The sequence below is a fragment of the Pseudoalteromonas sp. RW-H-Ap-1 genome (assembly GCF_048318575.1).
Classification (GTDB): Bacteria; Pseudomonadota; Gammaproteobacteria; order Enterobacterales; family Alteromonadaceae; genus Pseudoalteromonas.
The window spans coordinates 2,859,520-2,880,830 of sequence record NZ_CP166996.1 but is presented as its reverse complement, the minus strand read 5'-3'; the positions used below and the strand labels follow the sequence as shown (position 1 = coordinate 2,880,830).

Annotated in this window: 20 protein-coding genes; 9 read left to right on the top strand and 11 right to left on the bottom strand. The window is 40.4% G+C overall.

Annotated elements, in window-relative coordinates; all coding sequences use genetic code 11:
- Nucleotides 1–142 precede the first annotated feature (142 nt).
- From dnaG to rsmD, 4 genes are all read right to left on the bottom strand, one after another.
- Nucleotides 143–1,894, bottom strand: coding sequence for a DNA primase (gene dnaG / locus AB8618_RS13750; RefSeq protein WP_413400836.1), 1,752 nt, complete (start codon nucleotides 1,892–1,894; stop codon nucleotides 143–145).
- A 160-nt stretch (nucleotides 1,895–2,054) separates the two neighbouring features.
- Nucleotides 2,055–2,501, bottom strand: coding sequence for a GatB/YqeY domain-containing protein (locus tag AB8618_RS13745; protein WP_008114877.1), 447 nt, complete (start codon nucleotides 2,499–2,501; stop codon nucleotides 2,055–2,057).
- A 19-nt stretch (nucleotides 2,502–2,520) separates the two neighbouring features.
- Nucleotides 2,521–2,736 (bottom strand): 30S ribosomal protein S21, encoded by a 216-nt coding sequence (gene rpsU, locus AB8618_RS13740; RefSeq protein ID WP_002957797.1) that lies wholly within the window; start codon nucleotides 2,734–2,736, stop codon nucleotides 2,521–2,523.
- Nucleotides 2,737–2,881: 145 nt separating this feature from the next.
- Nucleotides 2,882–3,502, bottom strand: a complete 621-nt coding sequence (rsmD, locus tag AB8618_RS13735) for a 16S rRNA (guanine(966)-N(2))-methyltransferase RsmD (protein WP_418157354.1) — start codon at nucleotides 3,500–3,502, stop codon at nucleotides 2,882–2,884.
- 209 nt (nucleotides 3,503–3,711) lie between these two features.
- Here rsmD and ftsY point away from each other — a divergent pair, with 209 nt between their 5' ends.
- The 5 genes from ftsY (at nucleotide 3,712) to AB8618_RS13710 (ending at nucleotide 10,785) form a co-directional block, all read left to right on the top strand.
- Complete coding sequence (ftsY, locus tag AB8618_RS13730) at nucleotides 3,712–5,718, top strand: signal recognition particle-docking protein FtsY (RefSeq protein ID WP_418157313.1); 2,007 nt, start codon at nucleotides 3,712–3,714, stop codon at nucleotides 5,716–5,718.
- A gap of 93 nt (nucleotides 5,719–5,811) precedes the next feature.
- Nucleotides 5,812–6,516, top strand: coding sequence for a cell division ATP-binding protein FtsE (ftsE, locus tag AB8618_RS13725; RefSeq protein ID WP_418157312.1), 705 nt, complete (start codon nucleotides 5,812–5,814; stop codon nucleotides 6,514–6,516).
- Nucleotides 6,485–7,471 carry a permease-like cell division protein FtsX gene (gene ftsX / locus AB8618_RS13720; RefSeq protein ID WP_413400833.1) on the top strand — a complete coding sequence of 329 codons (987 nt, stop codon included), beginning with the start codon at nucleotides 6,485–6,487 and terminating at the stop codon, nucleotides 7,469–7,471. Before ftsE ends, ftsX begins: the two co-directional genes overlap by 32 nt.
- A gap of 242 nt (nucleotides 7,472–7,713) precedes the next feature.
- Nucleotides 7,714–8,577 (top strand): RNA polymerase sigma factor RpoH, encoded by an 864-nt coding sequence (gene rpoH / locus AB8618_RS13715; RefSeq protein ID WP_008114893.1) that lies wholly within the window; start codon nucleotides 7,714–7,716, stop codon nucleotides 8,575–8,577.
- A gap of 336 nt (nucleotides 8,578–8,913) precedes the next feature.
- Nucleotides 8,914–10,785, top strand: coding sequence for a methyl-accepting chemotaxis protein (locus AB8618_RS13710; RefSeq protein ID WP_409423974.1), 1,872 nt, complete (start codon nucleotides 8,914–8,916; stop codon nucleotides 10,783–10,785).
- 58 nt (nucleotides 10,786–10,843) lie between these two features.
- Here AB8618_RS13710 and AB8618_RS13705 read toward each other — a convergent pair whose 3' ends face one another.
- The 5 genes from AB8618_RS13705 to AB8618_RS13685 form a co-directional block, all read right to left on the bottom strand.
- Nucleotides 10,844–11,596, bottom strand: a complete 753-nt coding sequence (locus AB8618_RS13705) for a divergent polysaccharide deacetylase family protein (RefSeq protein ID WP_413402881.1) — start codon at nucleotides 11,594–11,596, stop codon at nucleotides 10,844–10,846.
- Nucleotides 11,597–11,653: 57 nt separating this feature from the next.
- Nucleotides 11,654–12,919: a S41 family peptidase gene (locus tag AB8618_RS13700; RefSeq protein ID WP_413400832.1), complete on the bottom strand. Its 1,266-nt coding sequence runs from the start codon at nucleotides 12,917–12,919 to the stop codon at nucleotides 11,654–11,656.
- Between the two features lie 33 nt (nucleotides 12,920–12,952).
- Nucleotides 12,953–14,095, bottom strand: coding sequence for a murein hydrolase activator EnvC family protein (locus tag AB8618_RS13695; RefSeq protein WP_413400831.1), 1,143 nt, complete (start codon nucleotides 14,093–14,095; stop codon nucleotides 12,953–12,955).
- 3 nt (nucleotides 14,096–14,098) lie between these two features.
- Entirely contained in the window at nucleotides 14,099–15,643 is a 1,545-nt protein-coding gene (gpmM, locus tag AB8618_RS13690; RefSeq protein WP_413400830.1) for a 2,3-bisphosphoglycerate-independent phosphoglycerate mutase, read from the bottom strand.
- Nucleotides 15,644–15,831: 188 nt separating this feature from the next.
- Nucleotides 15,832–16,029 (bottom strand): hypothetical protein, encoded by a 198-nt coding sequence (locus tag AB8618_RS13685; RefSeq protein ID WP_413400829.1) that lies wholly within the window; start codon nucleotides 16,027–16,029, stop codon nucleotides 15,832–15,834.
- A gap of 321 nt (nucleotides 16,030–16,350) precedes the next feature.
- Between AB8618_RS13685 and AB8618_RS13680 the strand changes: the two genes are divergently transcribed.
- The 4 genes from AB8618_RS13680 to gpsA are packed head-to-tail and all read left to right on the top strand — an operon-like array spanning nucleotide 16,351 to nucleotide 18,610.
- Nucleotides 16,351–16,782, top strand: a complete 432-nt coding sequence (locus tag AB8618_RS13680; protein WP_010391832.1) for a rhodanese-like domain-containing protein — start codon at nucleotides 16,351–16,353, stop codon at nucleotides 16,780–16,782.
- A gap of 32 nt (nucleotides 16,783–16,814) precedes the next feature.
- Nucleotides 16,815–17,072: a glutaredoxin 3 gene (gene grxC / locus AB8618_RS13675; protein WP_010391834.1), complete on the top strand. Its 258-nt coding sequence runs from the start codon at nucleotides 16,815–16,817 to the stop codon at nucleotides 17,070–17,072.
- 38 nt (nucleotides 17,073–17,110) lie between these two features.
- On the top strand, nucleotides 17,111–17,599 hold the full coding sequence (secB, locus tag AB8618_RS13670; RefSeq protein ID WP_010391837.1) for a protein-export chaperone SecB: 489 nt from the start codon (nucleotides 17,111–17,113) through the stop codon (nucleotides 17,597–17,599).
- A gap of 3 nt (nucleotides 17,600–17,602) precedes the next feature.
- On the top strand, nucleotides 17,603–18,610 hold the full coding sequence (gpsA, locus tag AB8618_RS13665; RefSeq protein WP_413400828.1) for an NAD(P)H-dependent glycerol-3-phosphate dehydrogenase: 1,008 nt from the start codon (nucleotides 17,603–17,605) through the stop codon (nucleotides 18,608–18,610).
- A 126-nt stretch (nucleotides 18,611–18,736) separates the two neighbouring features.
- On the opposite strand, the gene AB8618_RS13660 is transcribed toward gpsA, so the two are convergent.
- Together AB8618_RS13660 and AB8618_RS13655 are read right to left on the bottom strand one after the other, a co-directional pair.
- A complete protein-coding gene (locus AB8618_RS13660) occupies nucleotides 18,737–19,462 on the bottom strand; it encodes a substrate-binding periplasmic protein (RefSeq protein ID WP_409423966.1) in 726 nt (241 codons plus the stop codon).
- Between the two features lie 332 nt (nucleotides 19,463–19,794).
- Nucleotides 19,795–21,282, bottom strand: coding sequence for a methyl-accepting chemotaxis protein (locus tag AB8618_RS13655; protein WP_409423965.1), 1,488 nt, complete (start codon nucleotides 21,280–21,282; stop codon nucleotides 19,795–19,797).
- Nucleotides 21,283–21,311: the final 29 nt, after the last annotated feature.

The following is a 21,311-nucleotide window of genomic DNA, read 5'->3' as shown; positions in this document are numbered from 1 at the left end:
GCCGAACCCAAAGGGCAGCGCGTGTTTGGCATTTATGCTGCGTTATCGCCTATTTATGTGGAACAACCACACTACATAGACTCTGCCTTGTCTAAATACCAAACACACTGCTGTAAACTTAACCTCGAAAGATAAACAGACCCTAACTGTTAGTCGTTTTTAACGCTGTCATTAGCAAATGACATTCTAGTCGTTCATCGCTATTTAAGCCCTGTGTCTTGTCTTTTATTAATAGGGTCTCTAGTCGATAATTTAAACACTGATCTTCAATAAATTTAAAAGTATTTTGAAAAACAGTCTCTAAACGCTCTTCATCTATTTGATGTTGCCATGTAGCCAACTTAGTTAATGGCTCATAGTCATCAGTGTCTCTAAATGATTCGAGAATTTGTGCAGTGGTAATGCCATCTTTTTGTAACGCTTGATGTTGTAGGCGTAATAACAAGCCGATTCCTGCAATATTCATTTGTGCTAAATCAGGCAAGTAGGGCACGCTTTTTGCCAAATTAGGGTGCTGAACTAAAATGCCTATCGCTTGGCGCATCGGTGTAATTTTAAATTTACGTTCAATTGCCTGCTGCTGTTTTGGTGTTTTTAAGTGATTATTAAGTTGCTCACGGGTGCGACCAATTAATCTGCCAAGTTGCTCCAAGATATTTTCTTGATAGAACTCACTTGGGATTTTTTCAATTAATGGCAGTGCTGCACTGAGTAACTTAGCCTTACCGGAATCGAGCGTTAAATCAATCTCTTTACTTAATTTATTAAACAGCACTTTAGTGAAGTCATCGGCGTTTTCTAGCCGCTGCTCAAAAGCCTCTTTACCTTCTTGTTGAACGAGTGAATCAGGGTCTTCACCATCGGGTAAAAATACAAAATGCAGTGCTTTGCCATCGTTTAAGTAAGGAAGTGCATTTTCCAGTGCACGCCACGCGGCATCTTTACCTGCACGGTCACCGTCGTAGCAACAAATAACTTTGTCAGTGGTTCTAAATAAGGTGTGCATATGCTCGCTGGTTGTCGCTGTGCCGAGTGCGGCAACTGCGTATTCTATGCCTTGTTCAGCCAGCGCAACAACGTCCATATAACCTTCTACTATGAGTACATGATCGAGCTTTTTGTGTGCTTGCTTTGCTTCATAAAGGCCATAAAGTTCAAAGCCTTTGTGGAATATTCGTGTTTCAGGTGAGTTTAAATATTTTGGCCCCTGATCTGCTTGCATTACACGGCCACCAAAAGCAATAACGCGACCGCGTTTATCACGAATAGGAAACATTAAACGATCACGGAAAAAATCGAATTGCTTACCTGGCGTTTTTTCAGATGCGAGCTTAAGCTCAACTAATTGCTCTTTTTGTTCTTGATTACGTCCAAGCTGTTGGCAGAGGCCTTCCCATTCGCTGGGTGCATAGCCCATCATAAACTTTTTAACTGTTGCGCCGCTTAAGCCGCGACCTTTTACATAGTCTATTACTGTTTCAGAATTACTATGATGTTTTAACTGGTGTTGATAAAAACGCGCTGCATGGAGCATTAAATCGTAGTCTGAACGTTTTTGTGCTGCGGTGCGTTCTGGGCCATTACTACTTCCTTGTTCGCGAGGAACATCTAGGTTAAGTAAACTGGCTAGCTCTTCAATTGCATCAACAAACTCAAGTTTGTCATATTCCATAACAAAAGAAATAGCATTGCCGTTAGCGCCACAGCCAAAGCAATGATAAAACTGTTTATCTTGCGATACAGTAAACGAAGGCGATTTTTCATTGTGAAAAGGACAGCAAGCTTGATAGTCTTTGCCCGCTTTTTTCAACCCTACCTTTGAGTCAATCAGGTCGACAATATCGGTTCGTGCCAATAAATCATCGATAAAGTTGCGTGGGATCTTTCCAGCCATTGTTTAAAGTACAGCCCTAAGGTAAATATAAAAGTGTTAAAAGCGAATTATAATACGCAGAGATTGGAACACAAATGCATATTTTTTTGAAGTGCTCTAAACGAAGAAACCGAGCTCAAGGCTCGGTTTACTTCAATCATACTTAATGTATGTGGGAGTATTAGGCAGTTAATCGTTGCTTAATTAAACCTGAGATTTTGCCCATATCGGCACGACCTTCGGCTTTGCTTTTGATTATACCCATTACTTTACCCATGTCTTGCATACCTGCTGCATTAGTATCAGCAATAGCCGCGTCAATGAGAGCAATGATTTCTTCTTCACTCAATTGTTGAGGTAAAAAAGCTTCAAGTGCTGTAATCTCATTGGCTTCAATTTCAGCTAAATCATCACGCCCAGCATCTTTGTACTGAGTGTAAGAGTCGCGACGTTGTTTAACAAGCTTCACTATAACGGAGGTAATACCTGCGTCGTCTAGTGTTATTTGCTCGTCAATTTCACGTTGCTTGATTGCAGCAAGTACCATGCGAATAGGATTAAGACGTTGTTTGTCTTTAGCTCTCATCGCATCTTTTTGCGCATCTTTTAGCGTTATTAAAAGGCTCATTTATACAAGACCTAATATATTAGTATAATTTAACGCGACGAGCGTTATCACGAGAAAGTTTTTTCATGTGACGTTTAACAGCAGCTGCTTTTTTACGCTTACGCTCAGCTGTTGGTTTTTCATAGTGCTCGCGACGACGAACTTCTGAAAGGATACCTGCTTTTTCACATGAACGCTTGAAGCGACGAAGTGCTACGTCAAACGGTTCGTTCTCTCTTACTTTAATTACTGGCATTAAAAATTCACCTACCTAAATTATGAGCGTTGCTCAAGTTGATCAAACATTGATCAAGTGGTTCAAAAATGGTGCGGTATTGTAATCCGAAGCAACACCACATGTAAAGGATAATATTAACAGAAACCTTACCGCTAAAACAGTGTTAATTTATATGTCGTTGGTACAGCCTACAAAAAACTTGTCCAGCCTTTTTCTCCTTTATTAACAACCAGTTAATAGGTGCCTTGAACGAAGTTAACTCCGTTTCAACCTCAACATATATCAGTGCGTCTGACTCGAGCCATTGATTATTTTCTAATAAATCACAGCATGATTGAGCCAAATTTTTACGAAATGGCGGGTCAATAAAAACTAAATTAAATGCCTCACTGGTGTTTTTATTCTCAAGAAAGGTCAAAGTATTAGTATTAAGTACTTGTGCATTTTGCGCATTAAGAGTGGCAATATTTTGCGTGAGTTGTTTTGCTGCTAGCGGGTCAAGCTCTAAAAATGTGGTGTTTTTAGCAAAGCGAGATAGCGCTTCAAATCCCAAACCACCAGAGCCGGCAAAACAATCGAGAGTGCGTGCATCTCGGGTATCGTGCATTAACCAATTGAACACAGTTTCTTTTATTCTGTCGGTTGTAGGGCGCAAGCCTTGAACGTCTTTTACTGGCAGTTTACGACCGCGAAATTGGCCGCTAATGATTCTAATAACGCCATCGGCTGATTTATGGGTGGTGTTATTTTGTGTGGTTTTTTTCTCATTTAACTCACTAAAAATTGGTATCTATGATCTAGCTCAGATAATATTGCAATCATATCACGGCGTGTCATTTTTCAACTGCGCTAAAAGTGTTACTATTATGCACCCTCGAGGATAACGTGTTGCTAAAAAGCAATTATTTAGGCTTAAAAGCACGCTATCATTATCGTTAGTTTATCAGATTTTTATAAGTGGTTATTAGCAAGTATGGCAAAAAAAGTAAATTCATGTCGTGGCTCGGTTTTGGTAAGTCAGATAAAAAACAAGCAGAAGCTGATAAACAACAAGCATTAGCAAACGAGCAGGCGGAAAAAGCCGAACAGGAGCGTTTAGCAGAGCAAGTTGAGGCTGAACGTTTACAAGCTGAAGTAGAAGCTGAACGTTTAGAACAAGCCCGAATTGCAGCTGAGAAAGCTGAAGCAGAGCGTTTAGCGCAAGAGCAAGCTGAAAAAGCCGAACAACAGCGTATAGCAGCTGAAGCAGAAGTAGAACGTTTAGAGCAAGAAGAACAGGCGCAAACACAACGCGCTGCGGCAGCAGAAAAACAAGCGATTGAACAAGCTAACGCTGAGCTATTAGCCAAACAACAGGCGGATGCAGAGCAGCAAAGACAAGAGCAAGCTAAACGTTTAGCTGAACAAGAAGCGCAAATGTTGTTAGAGCAAGAGCGTATCGCGGCTGAGCAAGCTGAAAATGAGCGTTTAGAACAACAGCGTATTGCAGCAGAACGAGCTGAGCATGAGCGTTTAGAACAACAACGCATAGCAGCAGAACAAGCTGAAAATGAGCGTTTAGAACAACAGCGTATTGCAGCAGAGCAAGCTGAGAATGAGCGTTTAGAACAACAGCGTATTGCAGCAGAACGAGCTGAGCATGAGCGTTTAGAACAACGCATAGCAGCAGAGCAAGCTGAAAATGAGCGTTTAGAGCAACAGCGTATTGCAGCAGAACAAGCTGAGAATGAGCGTTTAGAGCAACAGCGTATTGCAGCAGAGCAAGCTGAAAATGAGCGTTTAGAACAACAGCGCATTGCAGCAGAACAAGCTGAAAATGAGCGTTTAGAACAGCAGCGTATTGCAGCAGAACGAGCTGAGCATGAGCGTTTAGAACAACAGCGTATTGCAGCAGAACAAGCTGAGAATGAGCGTTTAGAGCAACAGCGTATTGCAGCAGAGCGAGCTGAGCATGAGCGTTTAGAGCAAGAACGTATTGCGGCTGAAGAAGAGGCTGAACGCCTAGAGCAACAGCGACTGACCGCAGAGCTTGCAGAGGAAGAAGCAAAAAAAGCGGAAAAGCCTAAAAAAGAAGGCTTTTTCTCTCGTCTCAAAAAAGGCTTACTTAAAACTCGAGTGAATATTGGCTCTGGTTTTTCGTCTATTTTTAGCGGTAAAAAAATCGACGACGAGTTATTTGAAGAGCTAGAGACTCAGTTACTTACTGCTGATCTTGGTGTGGATACCACCATGAAGCTCATTGATAACTTAACTGATGCAGCTGATCGCAAGCAACTTAAAGATGGTGATGCGCTTTATGAGCTTATGAAACAAGAAATGGCAACTATGCTAAAAACAGCAGAGCAGCCTTTAGAAATACCAGCAGATAAAAAACCTTTTGTTATTTTAATGGTAGGGGTAAACGGTGTAGGTAAAACCACTACCATTGGTAAAATGGCTAAACAATTTCAAAACCAAGGTAAGTCGGTCATGCTTGCTGCGGGTGATACTTTTAGAGCAGCAGCGGTAGAGCAGCTTCAAGTATGGGGTGAACGTAATAGTATTCCTGTGATAGCCCAGCATACAGGTGCTGATAGTGCATCGGTGGTATTTGATGCTTTTCAAGCTGCAAAAGCACGTAATGTCGATGTGTTAATTGCTGATACAGCAGGGCGCTTGCAAAATAAAGATAACTTAATGCAAGAGCTTGAAAAAATAGCTCGTGTAATGAAAAAAGTAGACCCTGATGCACCCCATGAAGTGATGCTGACTATTGATGCTGGTACAGGCCAAAATGCAATTAGCCAAGTAAACTTATTTAATCAATGTGTAGGTCTAACAGGTATCACATTATCAAAGCTTGATGGTACTGCTAAAGGTGGGGTTATTTTTGCCGTTGCCGATAAATTTAATATTCCTATTCGTTATATTGGCGTAGGTGAAAGTATTGATGATTTACGTACCTTCAAGAGCGATGACTTTATTGACGCGCTATTTAGTCAAGATGAGGACGACGCTTAATTTACCAAAAGGGAGCCTGCTCCCTTTTTAATTGCGAGGAATACCATTTTATTTTAAAGCCTAAGGCTAACAATAAATTGGCAATAATAAAAAATGATAAATTTTCAGCAAGTAAGTAAAACCTATGCCGGTGGGCACCGCGCGCTTGAAAAAGTGAATTTTCATATTAAGCCTGGCGAATTGGCCTTTCTAACAGGCCACAGTGGGGCTGGTAAAAGTACACTGTTGAAGCTTATTAGCTTGATGGAACGCCCTTCTGCGGGAAATGTATTTATCAATGGCGTGGATTTAAATAAATTAAATTCCCGTCAAATTCCGTATGCACGTCGCGACATTGGTATTATTTTTCAAAATCATCGATTATTAGAGCGATATACGGTATTTGATAACGTTGCTTTGCCCTTAATTATTGAAGGGACTCACCACAAGCAAATTGCCAAACGTGTGCATGGAGCGCTCGATAAAGTGGGTTTGTTAGATAAAGTACGCTGTCACCCCTCAACACTTTCTGGTGGTGAGCAACAACGAGTGGGGATTGCACGAGCCATCGTCAATTCGCCACCGATATTGCTAGCCGATGAGCCTACCGGTAACTTAGATCCTGAATTATCAATGGAAATATTACGCCTGTTTGAAGACTTTAATAAACATGGCACTACGGTTTTAATTGCCACTCATGATTTAGGATTAGTGTCACGAATGAAGTACCGTAGCTTAACACTTCATGATGGGCGGATGAGCCAAGACCCATTGGCTGAGGGGGATTATGAGTTTACTGTTCAAAAGTCGTCAAAATAGTAATGATAAACAAAAAAAATCAGTACTCTCTCGTAGTTACTTTTTTATTATTAATATTTTTCGCCAAGGTGTATACAGCCTAGGGGAAATGTGGCGCACGCCATTGGCTTCAATGATGACCATTGCAGTACTCGGTTTGAGTTTAACCTTGCCTGCAACACTATATTTAGTGGTAAAAAATGTGCAGCAAGTGAGTAGTGGTTTTGAGCAAGCCAGCGAAATATCATTGTTTGTAAAAGAAAATATGAGCGAGCAAGAAACGCAAACCTTAGTTAAACGCTTAGCGCTATATCCTGAAATACAAAGTGTGACTTTTATTTCTCGTTCAGAGGCTTTGGATGAATTTCAGGAAATGTCTGGCTTTGGTCAAGCTTTAGAGTATTTAGATACCAACCCGTTACCAAATGTAGTTTTAGTCACACCAACACAGCGGCATAGCCAACCCAATGCGGCTAAGCTGTTGCTTAAAAAACTTGAAGCCGAACGCGAAGTTGACTTTGGCAAGCTTGATATTGCTTGGCTTGAGCGCCTAAATGCATTACTAAGTTTGTTAAAAGAGAGTGTAATAACGATTGCGCTACTATTACTTACCTCAGTTACGCTCATTATAGGCAACACAATTCGCTTATCTATTATGGATAAAAAAGAAGAAATACAAGTGATGAAGCTAGTTGGGGCAACTAATACCTTTATACACGCTCCATTCTTATGGACTGGCATTTGGTATGGTGTGATTGGCGGATTGTTTGCTTTTATATGCGTAGCATTAATGATGTGGTGGCTATCTGCTGCGGTAAGTAGTGTGGCAGGGGTGTATCAAACCAGCTTTACGCTAATAGGGCTTAGTCTTAATGAGTTTGGCGCGTTGGTATTACTTGCTACTAGCTTGGGCTTTATAGGTTCTTACTTATCGGTTAATCGTTACATCTCAGAAATAGAACCCGATAAGGTTTAGGGCCCTAATATAATTCTTAAAACTGTCATGTTTTAAGTTTAAAGTTATAAAAAAGCCAGAGCAAAAAGATTATTTTTAGTTTTGGCTAAATCAATTCATAGGTTATTCAGTCGCCTAGCGTAGACTGAATTAACACTAAAAAAACCACTTGATTTATGATTCAAAAAAGTTTTAAATTCAAGTTAGCACTCTTACTAAAAGAGTGCTAAGATGGTTTCAAATGTTTATCACCGAGGTGAAAAATGAGTAAAGATTTATACGCAATGGCACTTACAGTTGGGCAACAAAGCGCAAGTATGGACGGCTACCTTCAAGCTGTTAGTACTATTCCTATGCTTAAAGTTGAGCAAGAGCAGGAACTTGCAAAAAGACTTCAGGAAGAAGGCGATCTTAGTGCTGCTAAGCAACTCATTATGTCGCATTTGCGTTTTGTAGCGCACATAGCTAAAAGCTACTCGGGTTATGGGTTACCTCAAGCTGATTTAATTCAAGAAGGTAACATCGGATTGATGAAAGCAGTAAAACGTTTTGACCCATCAGTGGGTGTACGTTTGGTTTCATTTGCCGTTCATTGGATTAAAGCCGAAATTCATGAGTTTGTGCTTAAGAACTGGCGTATCGTTAAAGTAGCGACAACCAAAGCACAGCGTAAATTGTTTTTTAACTTACGTAAAAATAAAAAGCGTTTAGGTTGGTTTAACCAAGCTGAAGTGAGCACAGTAGCTAGCGAGCTAGGTGTGAGTGAAAAAGAAGTGCGTGAAATGGAGTCGCGTATGAGCGGCCAAGACATGGGCTTTGACTTAACTGGCGACGATAATGATGACGCGCCAACTAGCACTTACTCACCGGTACAATACTTAACCGATGGTTCTGCGGATTTAGCAGACGATATTGAACAACAGCAATGGCAAGAGCAGTCACATACGCGTTTATTTAGCGCTTTGAAAACTCTCGATGAGCGTTCTCAAGATATTGTTAGTGCTCGTTGGTTGTCAGACGATAAAGCTACACTGCAAGAGTTGGCTGAAAAATACAGCGTATCAGCAGAGCGTGTTCGCCAGCTGGAAAAAACAGCAATGAAAAAATTACAAAGCGCGATGAGTTAATCGCACTAAAAAACTGATAAAGCCCTGCATGAAAATGCGGGGCTTTTTTTAACTAAAAAAGCTAACCAAAAAGGTTAATAGAAAGTATCGTTTTTCTTGTTCCGCTTACCTCTAATCACATCTATGTATCTTTTAATTAAATATACGCTATTTAAAATTAATGAATAAGTTTGGTTTTAATTTAAATACATGATTTTAGTTTGTTTTTAATTTGGGTATATGAAAATATTCGCGCACTTGAGCGACTTGTCACTCAAACCGTAGCCTAAATTAAGTCATTTAATTGCTGTGCTTATTGCCTTTCAATTTCATTTAACGCGAGTATTTACACTCAATATGAACTCATATTCACTAAAGAAAAAAATCTTACTATCGGTGGTTCTTGCCCTAGCTGTTATTATTGTATTGCTGTCGTGGAATAGCTACACCTCTCAAAAAGCGTTACTGTTAAAAAGCAGTATTGATAACGTAAGCCAATCTGGTAAGCAACAGGCTGCGAGTATTGAAGATTGGCTAGCTAGTCGTCAGCAGATAATTAAATCGGTTGCGAGTAAGGTTGAGGGCAATACGCTCAGCGCACTTCAGCAGGCAGCATTTTCAGGTGGCTTTCAGTTAACATACTTTGGAAGTAACAGCGGAAAAATGACTGACTCTGATCCCGGTATTGATCGCACCGGTTACGACCCGCGCACTCGTCCATGGTATAAACAAGCACAACTCAAAAGTGATACCGTAATTACCAAACCTTATTTAGATACCGCCTATAATCTGTTGGTTGTTTCTATTGCTAAAACCACGCGAAGCGGTGTGGTAGCCGGTGATTTGTCGATTGAGACCTTGGTCGATAGCGTCAATACAATGTCTTTACCTGCGGATGGATACGCCATTATGATGCACAAAGATGGCACTGTGATTGCCTATAAAGACGCTAGAAAAGTAATGGCAAATATTACTCAGGTTGATTCTAAAATTAATAACCAAGTAATTTTATCTAATAGTCAAAACAATGAATTTACGCCTGTTTACTTTGAGGGTGAAGGCCGAGAGAAGCTAGTTTGGGGTGAAAACATTAACAATACAGATTGGCAGTTGTTGTTTGTATTGGATAAACAAACTTTAGAGGCTCCGCTTATTAGTTTATTGCTGACTCAATTAGTGCTGGTTGCAGTAGCACTCTTACTGAGTGTGTTGGCTATTTCATGGCTATTGGGTGTATTGCTCGCACCTTTGAGCCGAGTGTCGCAAGCTTTATCAACAATTGCAGATGGTAACGGTGATTTAACTCAACGTATAACTGTTGATACGCAAGATGAAGTTGGGGTACTGGCTGATAGTTTTAACCGCTTTGTAAGTAGTCAGCATGAACTAATTAGCCATATTCGTCAGCTAGCAACGGATTTGGATTTTGATGCAGAGAAAAGCTTAATCACCAATCAAAATAGTGTTAGTGAGTTACAGCGTCAGCAACAAGAAGTAGCTATGGTTGCTACTGCGGTCACAGAAATGGCGAGTGCAACCCATGAAATTGCCGCCAATGCAGAAAACACCGCAACCGCATCGCAACAATCGGCGCAAAGTAGTCATGAAGGTAAGCTGTTAGTTGATAAAACCAAAAACACGATTAATTCACTGGCGGGAGAAATAGACCAAACTACCACCGTTATTGGTGAATTAAGTTTGCATGCTCAGGCTATCTCGAGCATTTTGACTACCATTCAAGAAATTGCTGAGCAAACAAATCTCTTAGCGCTTAATGCAGCAATAGAGGCCGCTCGGGCAGGAGAGCAGGGGCGTGGTTTTGCAGTGGTTGCCGATGAGGTGCGTGTGCTATCAAGAAGAACACAAAACTCTACAGCCGAAATTTATACCACTATAGAAACCTTACAAAACACCACTAAAAAAGCCGTGAGCTTGATGGACAGCAGTAAGGGTTATGCCAACAATAGCGTAGATGATGTGAATGCTGCAGCTCACGCGTTAGAAGAAATCACTCTGGCAGTAAATGAGATTTCTGATATGGCGGGTCAAATAGCCGTGGCTGCAGAAGAGCAAACGCAAGTGACTAATGAAATTACTAGAAATACGGTCGCCATTAAAGATGTAACCGATGAAATAACGACCTCGGCTACCGCGCATTTAAGCCAAGCAGAAGTATTAAAAGACAGAGCTACAGACTTAAATGCTAAAGTAGCAACGTTTATTTTATAAGCAGTATACTTATAATTAAGTTTAATTAACTGTTGGGGTAAGGCGCTCGCTTACTCCATCAGTTTAATGAAATGGCTTGTTGTTGGGCTATTTGCACATACTTACGTTCTACCAGTTGTGATACTGGCACCAATTCAAATCCTTGCTCGGTTAATTGCGGTAAAGCGTGACGTAAAAAATCGATGGTTTCGGGGTAGGGGTGCGCTATTGCAATGGCAAACTGATACTTAGTTGCTTTTGATTTTAGCTCTTCTAGCCTAAGTTGAAGCTGCTCAGGGGTAGTTATATTATCTAAAAATACATGCCGACCAATATTTTCTACCCCTAAAAAGTTAGCTGCGTTTTGCGCCTGGCTTAATTCGGTTGTTCGGCTATCAAGAAAATACAGCTGGCGCTTTTTGAGTACTTCCATGGTCCACTTCATTGCTTGGCTTTGTTGAGTTAGCGCAGAGCCCATATGATTATTAACCCCTTTAACTTGCGGCAAACTCGCCAGTGCATTACCGAGTGTTTGTTGAAGTTGTGCTTTATCCATATTTAAAGTGAGCGCCCCAGGGCCTAGCTTTTTACCATTTAAAGCTTGCATAGGCACATGCAACAGGAGCTCTTTATTTGACTGACTAGCAAGGGTTGCAAATATTTGAGAATAGGGGGTATGAGGCAAAATTGAATAAGACAATTGCCCAGGTAAACTTAGGAATTCTAAATCACGTTGATGATAACCTATGTCATCGATCACTATGGCTATTTGTTTGGCTTTAACAGCACTCGATGTTGCAAATAAGGCTAAAAAAAGCCCTGCTAACACCATTAAATTTATAATTTTCACGTTTTATAATTTTTATTATCTTTAAATAGTTTATCGTTTTTATTGCATGCTAAGTAGCTGTTTTGCTTTTACTAACTGGATATCGGCTAATTCTTCAGCGTTAAAAACCGTGTTTTGTTCTGATTGTTCATTTTTTATTATAACGGCTTTATTTGTTTGTGGAAGCGTTGTTTGATTAATCGCCACATTTGGGGTTACGCCAATCCCTTCAATAGACTCTCCCAGTGGCGTAAAGTAACGTGCGGTGGTTAGTTTTAAGGCGGTATCGCCGTCGCCTAATGGAATAAGTGATTGCACTGTTCCTTTGCCAAACGACTGACTCCCTACTATTTTTGCACGTAGGTTTTCTTTTAACGCTGCAGCTAGTATTTCTGCTGCTGAGGCTGAGTTTTCATTAATGAGGACAACAATCGGCGCACCTTTCAAAATATCGCCGCGTTTAGCGTAAAAAGATTGGTTCGAATCATAAAAACGCCCTTTGGTGGTTACAATTAAGCCATCTTGAAGAAACAGGTCTGCCACTGAAACTGCGCTTTTTAAAGTACCTCCAGGGTTGTCTCGTAAATCAATAATTAGGCCTTTTAATGAATGGCCATAATGGTTTTGCATGGCGGCTATTTGCAAGGCAACTTCATGTAAGGTGTGATTAGAAAAGTTATTAATAGCAATATAACCGCTACCTGAGTCAAGTAGTTGCTTGGTAACACTAGCTAACTTAATTTGCTTTCTGCTGAGGTTAAATATTAGTGGCGTTTGACTGTCATTACGGGTAATACTTAGCTGTACTTTGCCATTAGCGCTGTCTTTGATGTATTGTGCAACTAAATCAATGGGGCTATTTTCTACATATTGCTGATTCACGGCAGTAATTATATCGCCAGAGCGAAGGCCTGCTTGTTTTGCAGGGGAGTTATTAATTACTTTAACAATTGTAGTACGTTGTTCAATGCTTTTTACCTCTATACCTAAGCCGGTATAGCGCCCATTAGTGTTATCAAATAATGCACTTAGCTCATTTTTATCTAAATACTTAGAGTAGGCGTCGAGCTTAGAATATAATCTTTCAAATTGAGACGAATTGTATTCAATATACTCACTGTTTTGCAGTGCTAAATCATCAACGTAGTAGGTGTGGATATTAAACAGTATTTCATTTATTTTTTGGCTTTCTAAATCTTTAACCGAGCTTGCATAGGCAGTATTTATAAAGCCACAAAGCACTAATAAAACAAATAAGATAAAACTAAAGCAGAGTGCTTGCTTTTTCACAGAATTCTTTTGTTGGCAAATGTGTGTGTTTATCATAACTGCCTCTAACAGGATGCAGCTATTTTGGTATTAAATACGCCTGCACCATTTTATGGGATTAACAGCACGCCCTTTATGGCGTATCTCAAAGTATAGACCAGAATCTGCTTGTCCACCGCTTTGCCCGACTAATGCAACACTTTCACCTTCTCTGACCATATCACCCACGTCTTTTAACAAGGTTTGTGCGTGTCCGTATAGGCTCATAAAACCTTGGCCGTGATCAAGTACGATTACCCAGCCATAGCCTTTTAACCAATCAGCAAACACTACTTGGCCATTATCAATGCTATTAACTGAAGTCCCTTCGGCGGCTGAAATTAATACGCCTTTCCAGTTTATTCCGCCGTGCTTACGTTGGCCAAACCTATGCGCTAATTTCCCTTTGCTCGGCCAGTTTAATTTTCCTTTATTACGATTTAAGCCAAGTAACTCAATTTTTGTAATTTTTTCCTCTTCTTGAAGTTCTTTGATAGTGGCAATCAGAGTTTGTTCGTTTTCCTCTAAGTAGCTAATGGAATTTTTGGTTTTATTTAACTGCTTTTTTAGATTTTTTAAGCTTGATTGGCGCTCATTTTTGGCATTGAGGAGTGCCGCTTGTCGCCTTTTTTGCTCCTCAAATAAAGCAACCAGCCTCTCTTTTGTTTTTGTCAGTTCAGCTTGGTTTTTCGCAATCTCTAGTTGTAGTGCTTTAAGATCATCAAGCTGTTTTATACGGGCTTTATTTAGGTAGTTATAGTAGCTAAGTGTTCGTTCAAATTTGGCGGTATTTTCTTGGTTAAGCAGCATTTTTGGATAGTCATCGCTACCTGTCATATAAGCACTTTTTAATTGGGCTGCTAGAATACGTTGAAACTGTGTTTGTTGCTTTTCAAGCTGTGCTGCTTTTTGCTGCTGCTCTGCTTGCTGTTGTTGTGTTTTTTTAACGGATTGCTCAGCCATATTAAGTGCTTTTGCATTTTTAGCAATGGCGAGTTCATGAGTTTTAAGCTTTTGTTGCTGCTTAGCAATTTCTTTTTGTTGTTGTTGAAACTCGGCTTGGCTTTGCTCTAAGGCAACTTGTACCTGTGATAAGTCTTTTTTGGTACGATCTTCATTAGCCACTGCAACGCCAGTGGCTAATGAATTTAGTAAACATATACACGCAATAATGCGGCATGCGCTTTTATTCATAAGTTATTTCAACACCATAATAGGCGAACCTGTCATTTCTGCAGGTTGTTCCAAACCCATTAAATGCAGCATAGTAGGTGCAACATCGCTCAAGGCTTTACCGGTATGCGCTTGTGCGTCACGACCTACATAAATAAAGGGTACGGGTTCGCTTGTATGTGCTGTGTGCGCTTGGCCTGTTTTAAGGTTTGCCATTTGCTCTGCATTACCATGATCAGCAGTGATTAGTGCTTCTCCCCCATATTCTTTAAGGGCATCAACTACACGACCAATACAGCTATCTACTGCTTCACAGGCTTTAACTGCCGCTTCAAATACACCTGAGTGGCCTACCATATCGCCATTAGGGTAGTTACAAATAATGGCATCGTACTTTCCACTTTTTATTGCCTCAACGAGTTTATCTGTAAGCATTTGCGAGTTCATTTCTGGCTGTAAATCATACGTTGCTACTTGAGGAGATGGGATCAGCTCGCGAGTTTCGCCGTCAAACTCATTTTCGCGTCCGCCACTAAAGAAAAAGGTAACGTGGGCATATTTTTCAGTTTCTGATATACGTAGCTGAGTTTTACCTTGTTTTTCAAACCATTCACCAAGTACGTTATTAAGCGGCGTTGGGCCAAAAGCCACTGGCGCATCAATATCAGCAGCGTATTCAGTCATCATCACAAAGCCACTAAGCTCGGGCGATTTTTTCTTATTAAAGCCCTCAAAATCAGGTTCGACAAAGGCGCGAGTGATTTCGCGTGCGCGGTCTGCTCTAAAGTTGGCAAATATAATGGTGTCGCCATCATTTACTTTTACTGATTCGCTACCTTTAGGGGTAATAGTACTGGCTGCTACAAATTCGTCATTTTCATCACGCTCGTAGGCAGCATTGAGTGCGTTTACGCCATTTTCATAATCAAAGTCGCCTTCACCTAGGGTGATTAAATTATACGCTTTTTCAACACGGTTCCAGCGATTGTCTCTGTCCATGGCATAGTAACGACCAATTAATGAGGCTAAACGGCCACATTTAAGTTCGCTAAATAAGGCTTCAATACGCTCAATTGATGCTTTAGCACTGCGTGGGGGAGTATCTCGGCCATCTAAAAAGGCATGGAAGTACACTTCTTTAGCGCCGCGTTTTGTAGCCAATTGTATACTCGCCACAATATGATCTTCGTGACTATGAACGCCACCAGGGCTTAGCAGTCCCATAATATGAACGGCTTTGTTGGCATGAACAGCTTTATCAATGTTTTCAACCAGCGCAGGGGTTGTATCAAATTCGCCATCATCAATGGCTTTTGTGATGCGGGTAAAATCTTGATACACAATACGACCAGCACCTAAATTAACATGGCCAACCTCAGAATTACCCATTTGACCACCAGGAAGACCCACATCTAAACCCGATGCTGAAATTAATGTATGAGGGCGAGTGGCCCAAAGCTCATCTAACACAGGGGTATTAGCAGCTAAAATAGCATTACTTTGCTCATCTTCTCTGTATCCCCAGCCATCTAAAATCATTAATACCAGTGGTTTTTTATGCTCTGTCATAGTCACTCCTATTAGGGTCTGTTGACCTTTGCGGATTAAAATTTGTTCAAACTAGGGGCGGTTTAATCGCGGCGCGAGGTTTGTAACCTAGTGGGCTAAGTAAAAACCGAGCAACAAAGAGTAAATCGCCCCTAGGCAGAACCCTTCGGGCAGCACCTGTTTGGCATTGATGCTGCGTTATCGCCTATTTATGGGGAATAACCACACCACATAGGCTCTGCCTTGCCTAAATACCAAACAGACTGCTGCAAATTTAACCTTGAAAGATCAACAGACCCTAGCGTTGCTGAAATACACGCTAACATTAATGCCAACATGCCAAGCTTAAGCATACCGCGTTTTATAGCTAGGATCAGCAATGAAAAGAAGATATTAAAAATTTTCAATGAGCTCGCTCTATCAATTGTATACTTTAAAGGGTGGGTTATTTTTTAGTTAAAAGAGCACTACATTGTGGCTTCCAAGCGTGCTTAAACTCGCATTTTTAGCTGATTTGGGTATACTTGCGCGGCTAATCCCTATTTTATTCAAGTATTGAATAGGCTTGTGGGGTAAGCTAAGCCTATGTGTAGGTAAAATTCAGAGTAGCCTAACAGTGCTCTAAATTGAATTACAGATGAGTGACTGCTCATTGTGTAAGTTCAATAAATATGAATTAAATATCTAAAACACCCTGTTTTAGCATGTAACTTTATAGTGGAAGTCGAATGGATCAATATATTGAATTTGTCTCAAATCATCCAATTCTAAGCCTAGCTTGGGTTGCGATTGCGTTTCTTATTGTTAGTGGCGCAATAAAAAGTAAATTTTCAGCAATTCGTCAGATCAATCCTCAGCAGTTAACGTTACTTATTAACCGCGAAGACGGTCAGGTTGTTGATATGCGTGGGCAAAAAGAGTTTAAAACAGGCCATATTGCCGGTGCTGTGCATTTAAACCCTGAAAAAGCCAAAGAATCTGATTTCTCAACCCTTGAAAAGTATAAGAGCAAACCCATTATAGTGGTATGTGCTGCAGGCATGACTGCTTCAGGCGTTGCAACCGCAATGCATAAAGCAGGTTATGAACAGGTTTATGTTTTATCTGGCGGTATGGGTGCGTGGCAATCAGCAAGTCTGCCAACAACAAGCGGTCGCTAATATCTCTTAGCTAAACCGATTAAGGATTAATTATGAGTAACGTTGTTTTATACACCAAAGGATATTGTCCTTTTTGTCATCGCGCATTAGCGCTGTTAGACAGCAAAGGTGTAGAATACACAAACATTGATATTGGCGTTCAGCCAGAGCTTCGCGATGAAATGATCGCCAAAGCCGGTGGCGCAAGCACGGTTCCACAAATTTTTATTAACGATGAACACATCGGTGGCTGTGACGATATGATGGCACTAGAAGCACAAGGTCACCTTGATGCTAAGTTAAGTGCTTAATTTAATTAATTATAATAAATAACAGGTTAGGAATAACAATGAACGAACAAAATCAAAACGCAGCAGCAGAAGCTGATGCAGGCGCACAGTTTACTATTCAACGTATTTACACTAAAGATGTGTCGTTTGAAACGCCAAATTCACCCGCTATTTTTCAAAAAGAGTGGGCTCCAGAAGTAAAATTAGATTTAGATACACGCTCTAATAAGCTTGATGAAGGTGTATACGAAGTTGTTTTAGCATTAACTGTGACGGCATCTATCGGTGAAGAAACTGCGTTTTTGTGTGAAATTCAACAAGCAGGTATTTTTACTATTGCTGAAGTTGAAGAAATGCAATTAGCACATATGCTAGGTGCATTCTGTCCTAACGTGTTATTCCCATATGCACGTGAAGCGGTATCGAACTTAGTAAATCGTGGTACGTTTCCACAACTTAATCTTGCGCCAGTTAACTTTGACGCATTATTTGCACAGTACATGCAGCAACGCACAGCGCAAGCTGAGCAGGCTTCAGCAGACGCATAATTTATGAATACAGCAACATCAGCTGTTACTGTTTTAGGGGCGGGGTCATATGGCACCGCCCTTGCTATTTGTTTAGCCCGAAATGGTCACAAAGTGACTTTATGGGGACGCAATAGTCAAGACGTTGCGACGCTTGCAGCTGAGCGAAAAAATCAACGTTACTTACCTGATATTCCTTTTCCTGACACCTTAACCCTTGAAGCTGATTTACAACATGCAACAGCAGCTAGCAATATTGTACTGGTTGTTGTGCCGAGTCATGCGTTTGCTGACACGTTAAAGCAAATTAAACCGGCTTTACGCTCAGATGCAAAAATAGCGTGGGCTACTAAAGGGCTTGAGCCTGATACTGGGCGTTTATTGCAAGAAGTGGCAGTGCAAGAACTCGGTGAAGAAGTGCCATTAGCGGTGCTTTCGGGGCCAACTTTTGCTAAAGAAATGGCGAAGGGTTCACCAACTGCCATTTCGGTGTCATCAACTTCATCAGCATTTGCGAAACAAATTGCCGATTTATTACATTGCGGTCGATCGTTTAGAGTGTACAACAATGATGACTTTATTGGCATACAGCTTGGTGGTGCGGTTAAAAACGTGATTGCTATTGGTGCAGGGATTTCTGATGGTGTCGGCTTTGGTGCAAATGCACGTACCGCGCTTATTACTCGTGGTTTAGCAGAGTTATCGCGTTTGGGTTGTGCCCTAGGTGCAAAACCAGAGACCTTTATGGGGATGGCTGGTTTAGGCGATTTAATTCTAACCTGTACCGATAATCAGTCGCGCAACCGCCGTTTTGGTTTAGCCTTAGGTCAAGGTGAAAGTGTTGATGATGCGATTGCATCAATCGGCCAAGTAGTTGAAGGCTTTAGAAATACCAAAGAAGTGTATTTACTTGCGCAGCGTGCGGGCGTTGAAATGCCAATCACTGAGCAGATATACAAAGTGCTTTATGAGAATAAAGGCATGAAAGCAGCTGCTATGGCATTACTTGGTAGAGAACAAACATCTGAGTAATAACACCAAATTTATTAAAATCAATTATTGCCTACCTTAAGTGTTATTCATAGTGAGCAACCTTAAGGTATTGGCAAATATGCTAATCTTAAGGTTGCTTTAATAAAATCATTACGACATATACGCTTATTTAAAGTAGTTTGTCATTATTTGATTGACGTTTATTTTGGCTAAACCTTTATTATAAATTTGTTGCCATTTTTTTCCTTCTGCATCGTTTCTAAACGCAATATATAGTTTTTTCTCTTCAAGTAAATTTGCGTTCATCGCAACTTTACTTGCAATGCTGGTAAGGGATTTATCTGTGCTCAGTAAGTACTTTAATACATTAGCATCAATAACTGCTGCGTCTATTCTGCCAGCGGCTACTTTTTTAATATTTAGCACATCAGAAGTCACAGCATCACCTGTAATAGCACCAGTGGCTATCATATAATCGAGCTCTTTGGTGTTTACGTAGTCTTGTACAACCCCAATACGTTTTCCAGCTAAATCGTTTATAGTTGAAAAACTAATTGGTTTTGTATTATTTTGTACTAATCCAAGCGGGCCTGTACCTATTACTTCAGAAAAAACAACATTTGGGTTTGAGTGCATATAAGACGGAAAGTAACCCACATACTTTGAGTTTGCCTGTAATGCAGAGTTAACCGCTCGTGTCCAAGGATAAAAGCCAACAATGAGATCGTAGCCTTCGGCTTTAAAAGCGGCTTTTGCAACCGCAACAGAGGCACCTTGCTGATCGAGTGATTTGTCAGAATAGGGTGGCCAAGATAGTGATGTTAAATAAACTGTATTTGCCATCACTAAATGTGAAAAGCTCAGTGATATCAATAGTAATAGTATTTTCATAGCGTGCCTTTAAAGTTAAACTCAACAACTATAGTAAAGCAATGATTGTTTTAATTTCATACAGTGCTAAAACTATTTCGTTATAGGCGATTAAACCGCCATTGGATTCGGGTTTGTTGAACTTTGCTGGTTAAAAATCGTGCAATTCAGGCGCAAGCCTCGTAACCTAGTGGGCTAAGTAAAAATCGAGCAAAGCTTCCGCGTCCTGCTCAAAGTTCATATCTACACCTTTATAGGCATAGTCACTCTTAGGCAGCTGCAAACTTAACCTTTAAATGTCACTAGGTCTTGAATAAATACAACTCTCACAGTCTACTTGTCTCAGTTTTAGGTTACGTTTTAAAAACACTGGCAGAATCTTTTAATTGTGCCGCTAGCTCTTGCATATCCCGAGAGTAAGTTTGAACTTGTTCAATTTTAGCCATACTACTTTGTCCAGCCGATACCACTTCATTAATATTTTTACTTAAGTCCTCAGCAACGGTGCTTTGCTCGGTAACTGCACTTGAAATATGGCTCGACATTTGGGTAATTGATCCAATTGCGTTAGAAATATTTGCAATCAGCTCGCTCGCTGCAGTTGCCGCACTCATACTGTCTTGACTCATATTTTTACTCAGTTGCATGACATTAACTGCAGATTGAGAGCCTTTTTGCAGATTTTCAATGGTAGTATGTATCTCCGCTGTGCTTTTTTGTGTTCTACTTGCCAAAGAACGTACTTCATCAGCAACTACGGCAAACCCTCGCCCTTGCTCACCTGCTCGAGCTGCTTCAATAGCGGCGTTTAATGCCAGTAGATTTGTTTGTTCTGCGATAGCCTGAATAACGTCAAGTACTGATACAATATCCTGAACAGATTCTTCTAAAGTACCTATTACTCTAGATGATTCATCAAGTTGACCGACTAAACTTTCAATAGAGTTAATAGAGTTTAAAAAAGCTTCATGAACTTTTTGTGCATCAATATTTGCAGTTTCTGCAGAGTTCAAAGTATGCTTTGCATTATTTTCTATTTCTGTTGCAGAAGAAGCCATTTGTGTAATGGCTGTCGCTATTTGGTCTGTTTCTACCTGTTGTGTGGATAAATAGTGTACGCCTTCTGCGCTAAGTGATGAGATGTTACCAGCAACACTAAGCGAATCATCTACCGACAATTTAAAACCATTTATAAGCGCTGCAATTTTATGCTCAAACTTATTAAAAGAGGCTGCCAGTTGACCTATTTCGTCATTGCGTCTAACAACGATTTCTTGTGTTAGGTCGCCATCACCACTGGCTATCATTGCCATTTTTTCTGCTACCTCAGATAGAGGCTGCGCAACTAGTTTTTTAAAAATATAAACTAAAACAGCTCCCAAAATACTGGCAAGCAACAACATCTCAATGACTAAAAATATCGCCAATTCAGTTAATACTTTATCAATATGACTGTATTCAACGTAAAGACTCACTGAGCCGACTTTATTAGGGGTACCTGAATCATCATAAATAAGTTCACTTTGTATAACAGACTGTGTTTTTACACCGTCTGTTTCTGCAAAAACTTGCTCATTAGTATCATAAATTGTTATTTTAGAAATATTATCAGAAGCTACTTCAGCTTTTATTAACTTATTTGCGAGCTCGTCTTGAAAGTTCCACATTGCATTGGGTAACGATAAACCAATACGTTCTTTAGCTAGGCTAATCTCAGTATCAAGTTTTTGCTTTAGTTGCTTACTTTGGGTGGTATAATCATAAATTCCAAAGCACAACAGCACCAATATCATAGCGCTCAACGTGGTAACTACAAGCCTAAATAAAATTGAACGGGTCAAAGGATGTCCTTACTTTAAGTAGTTTGACA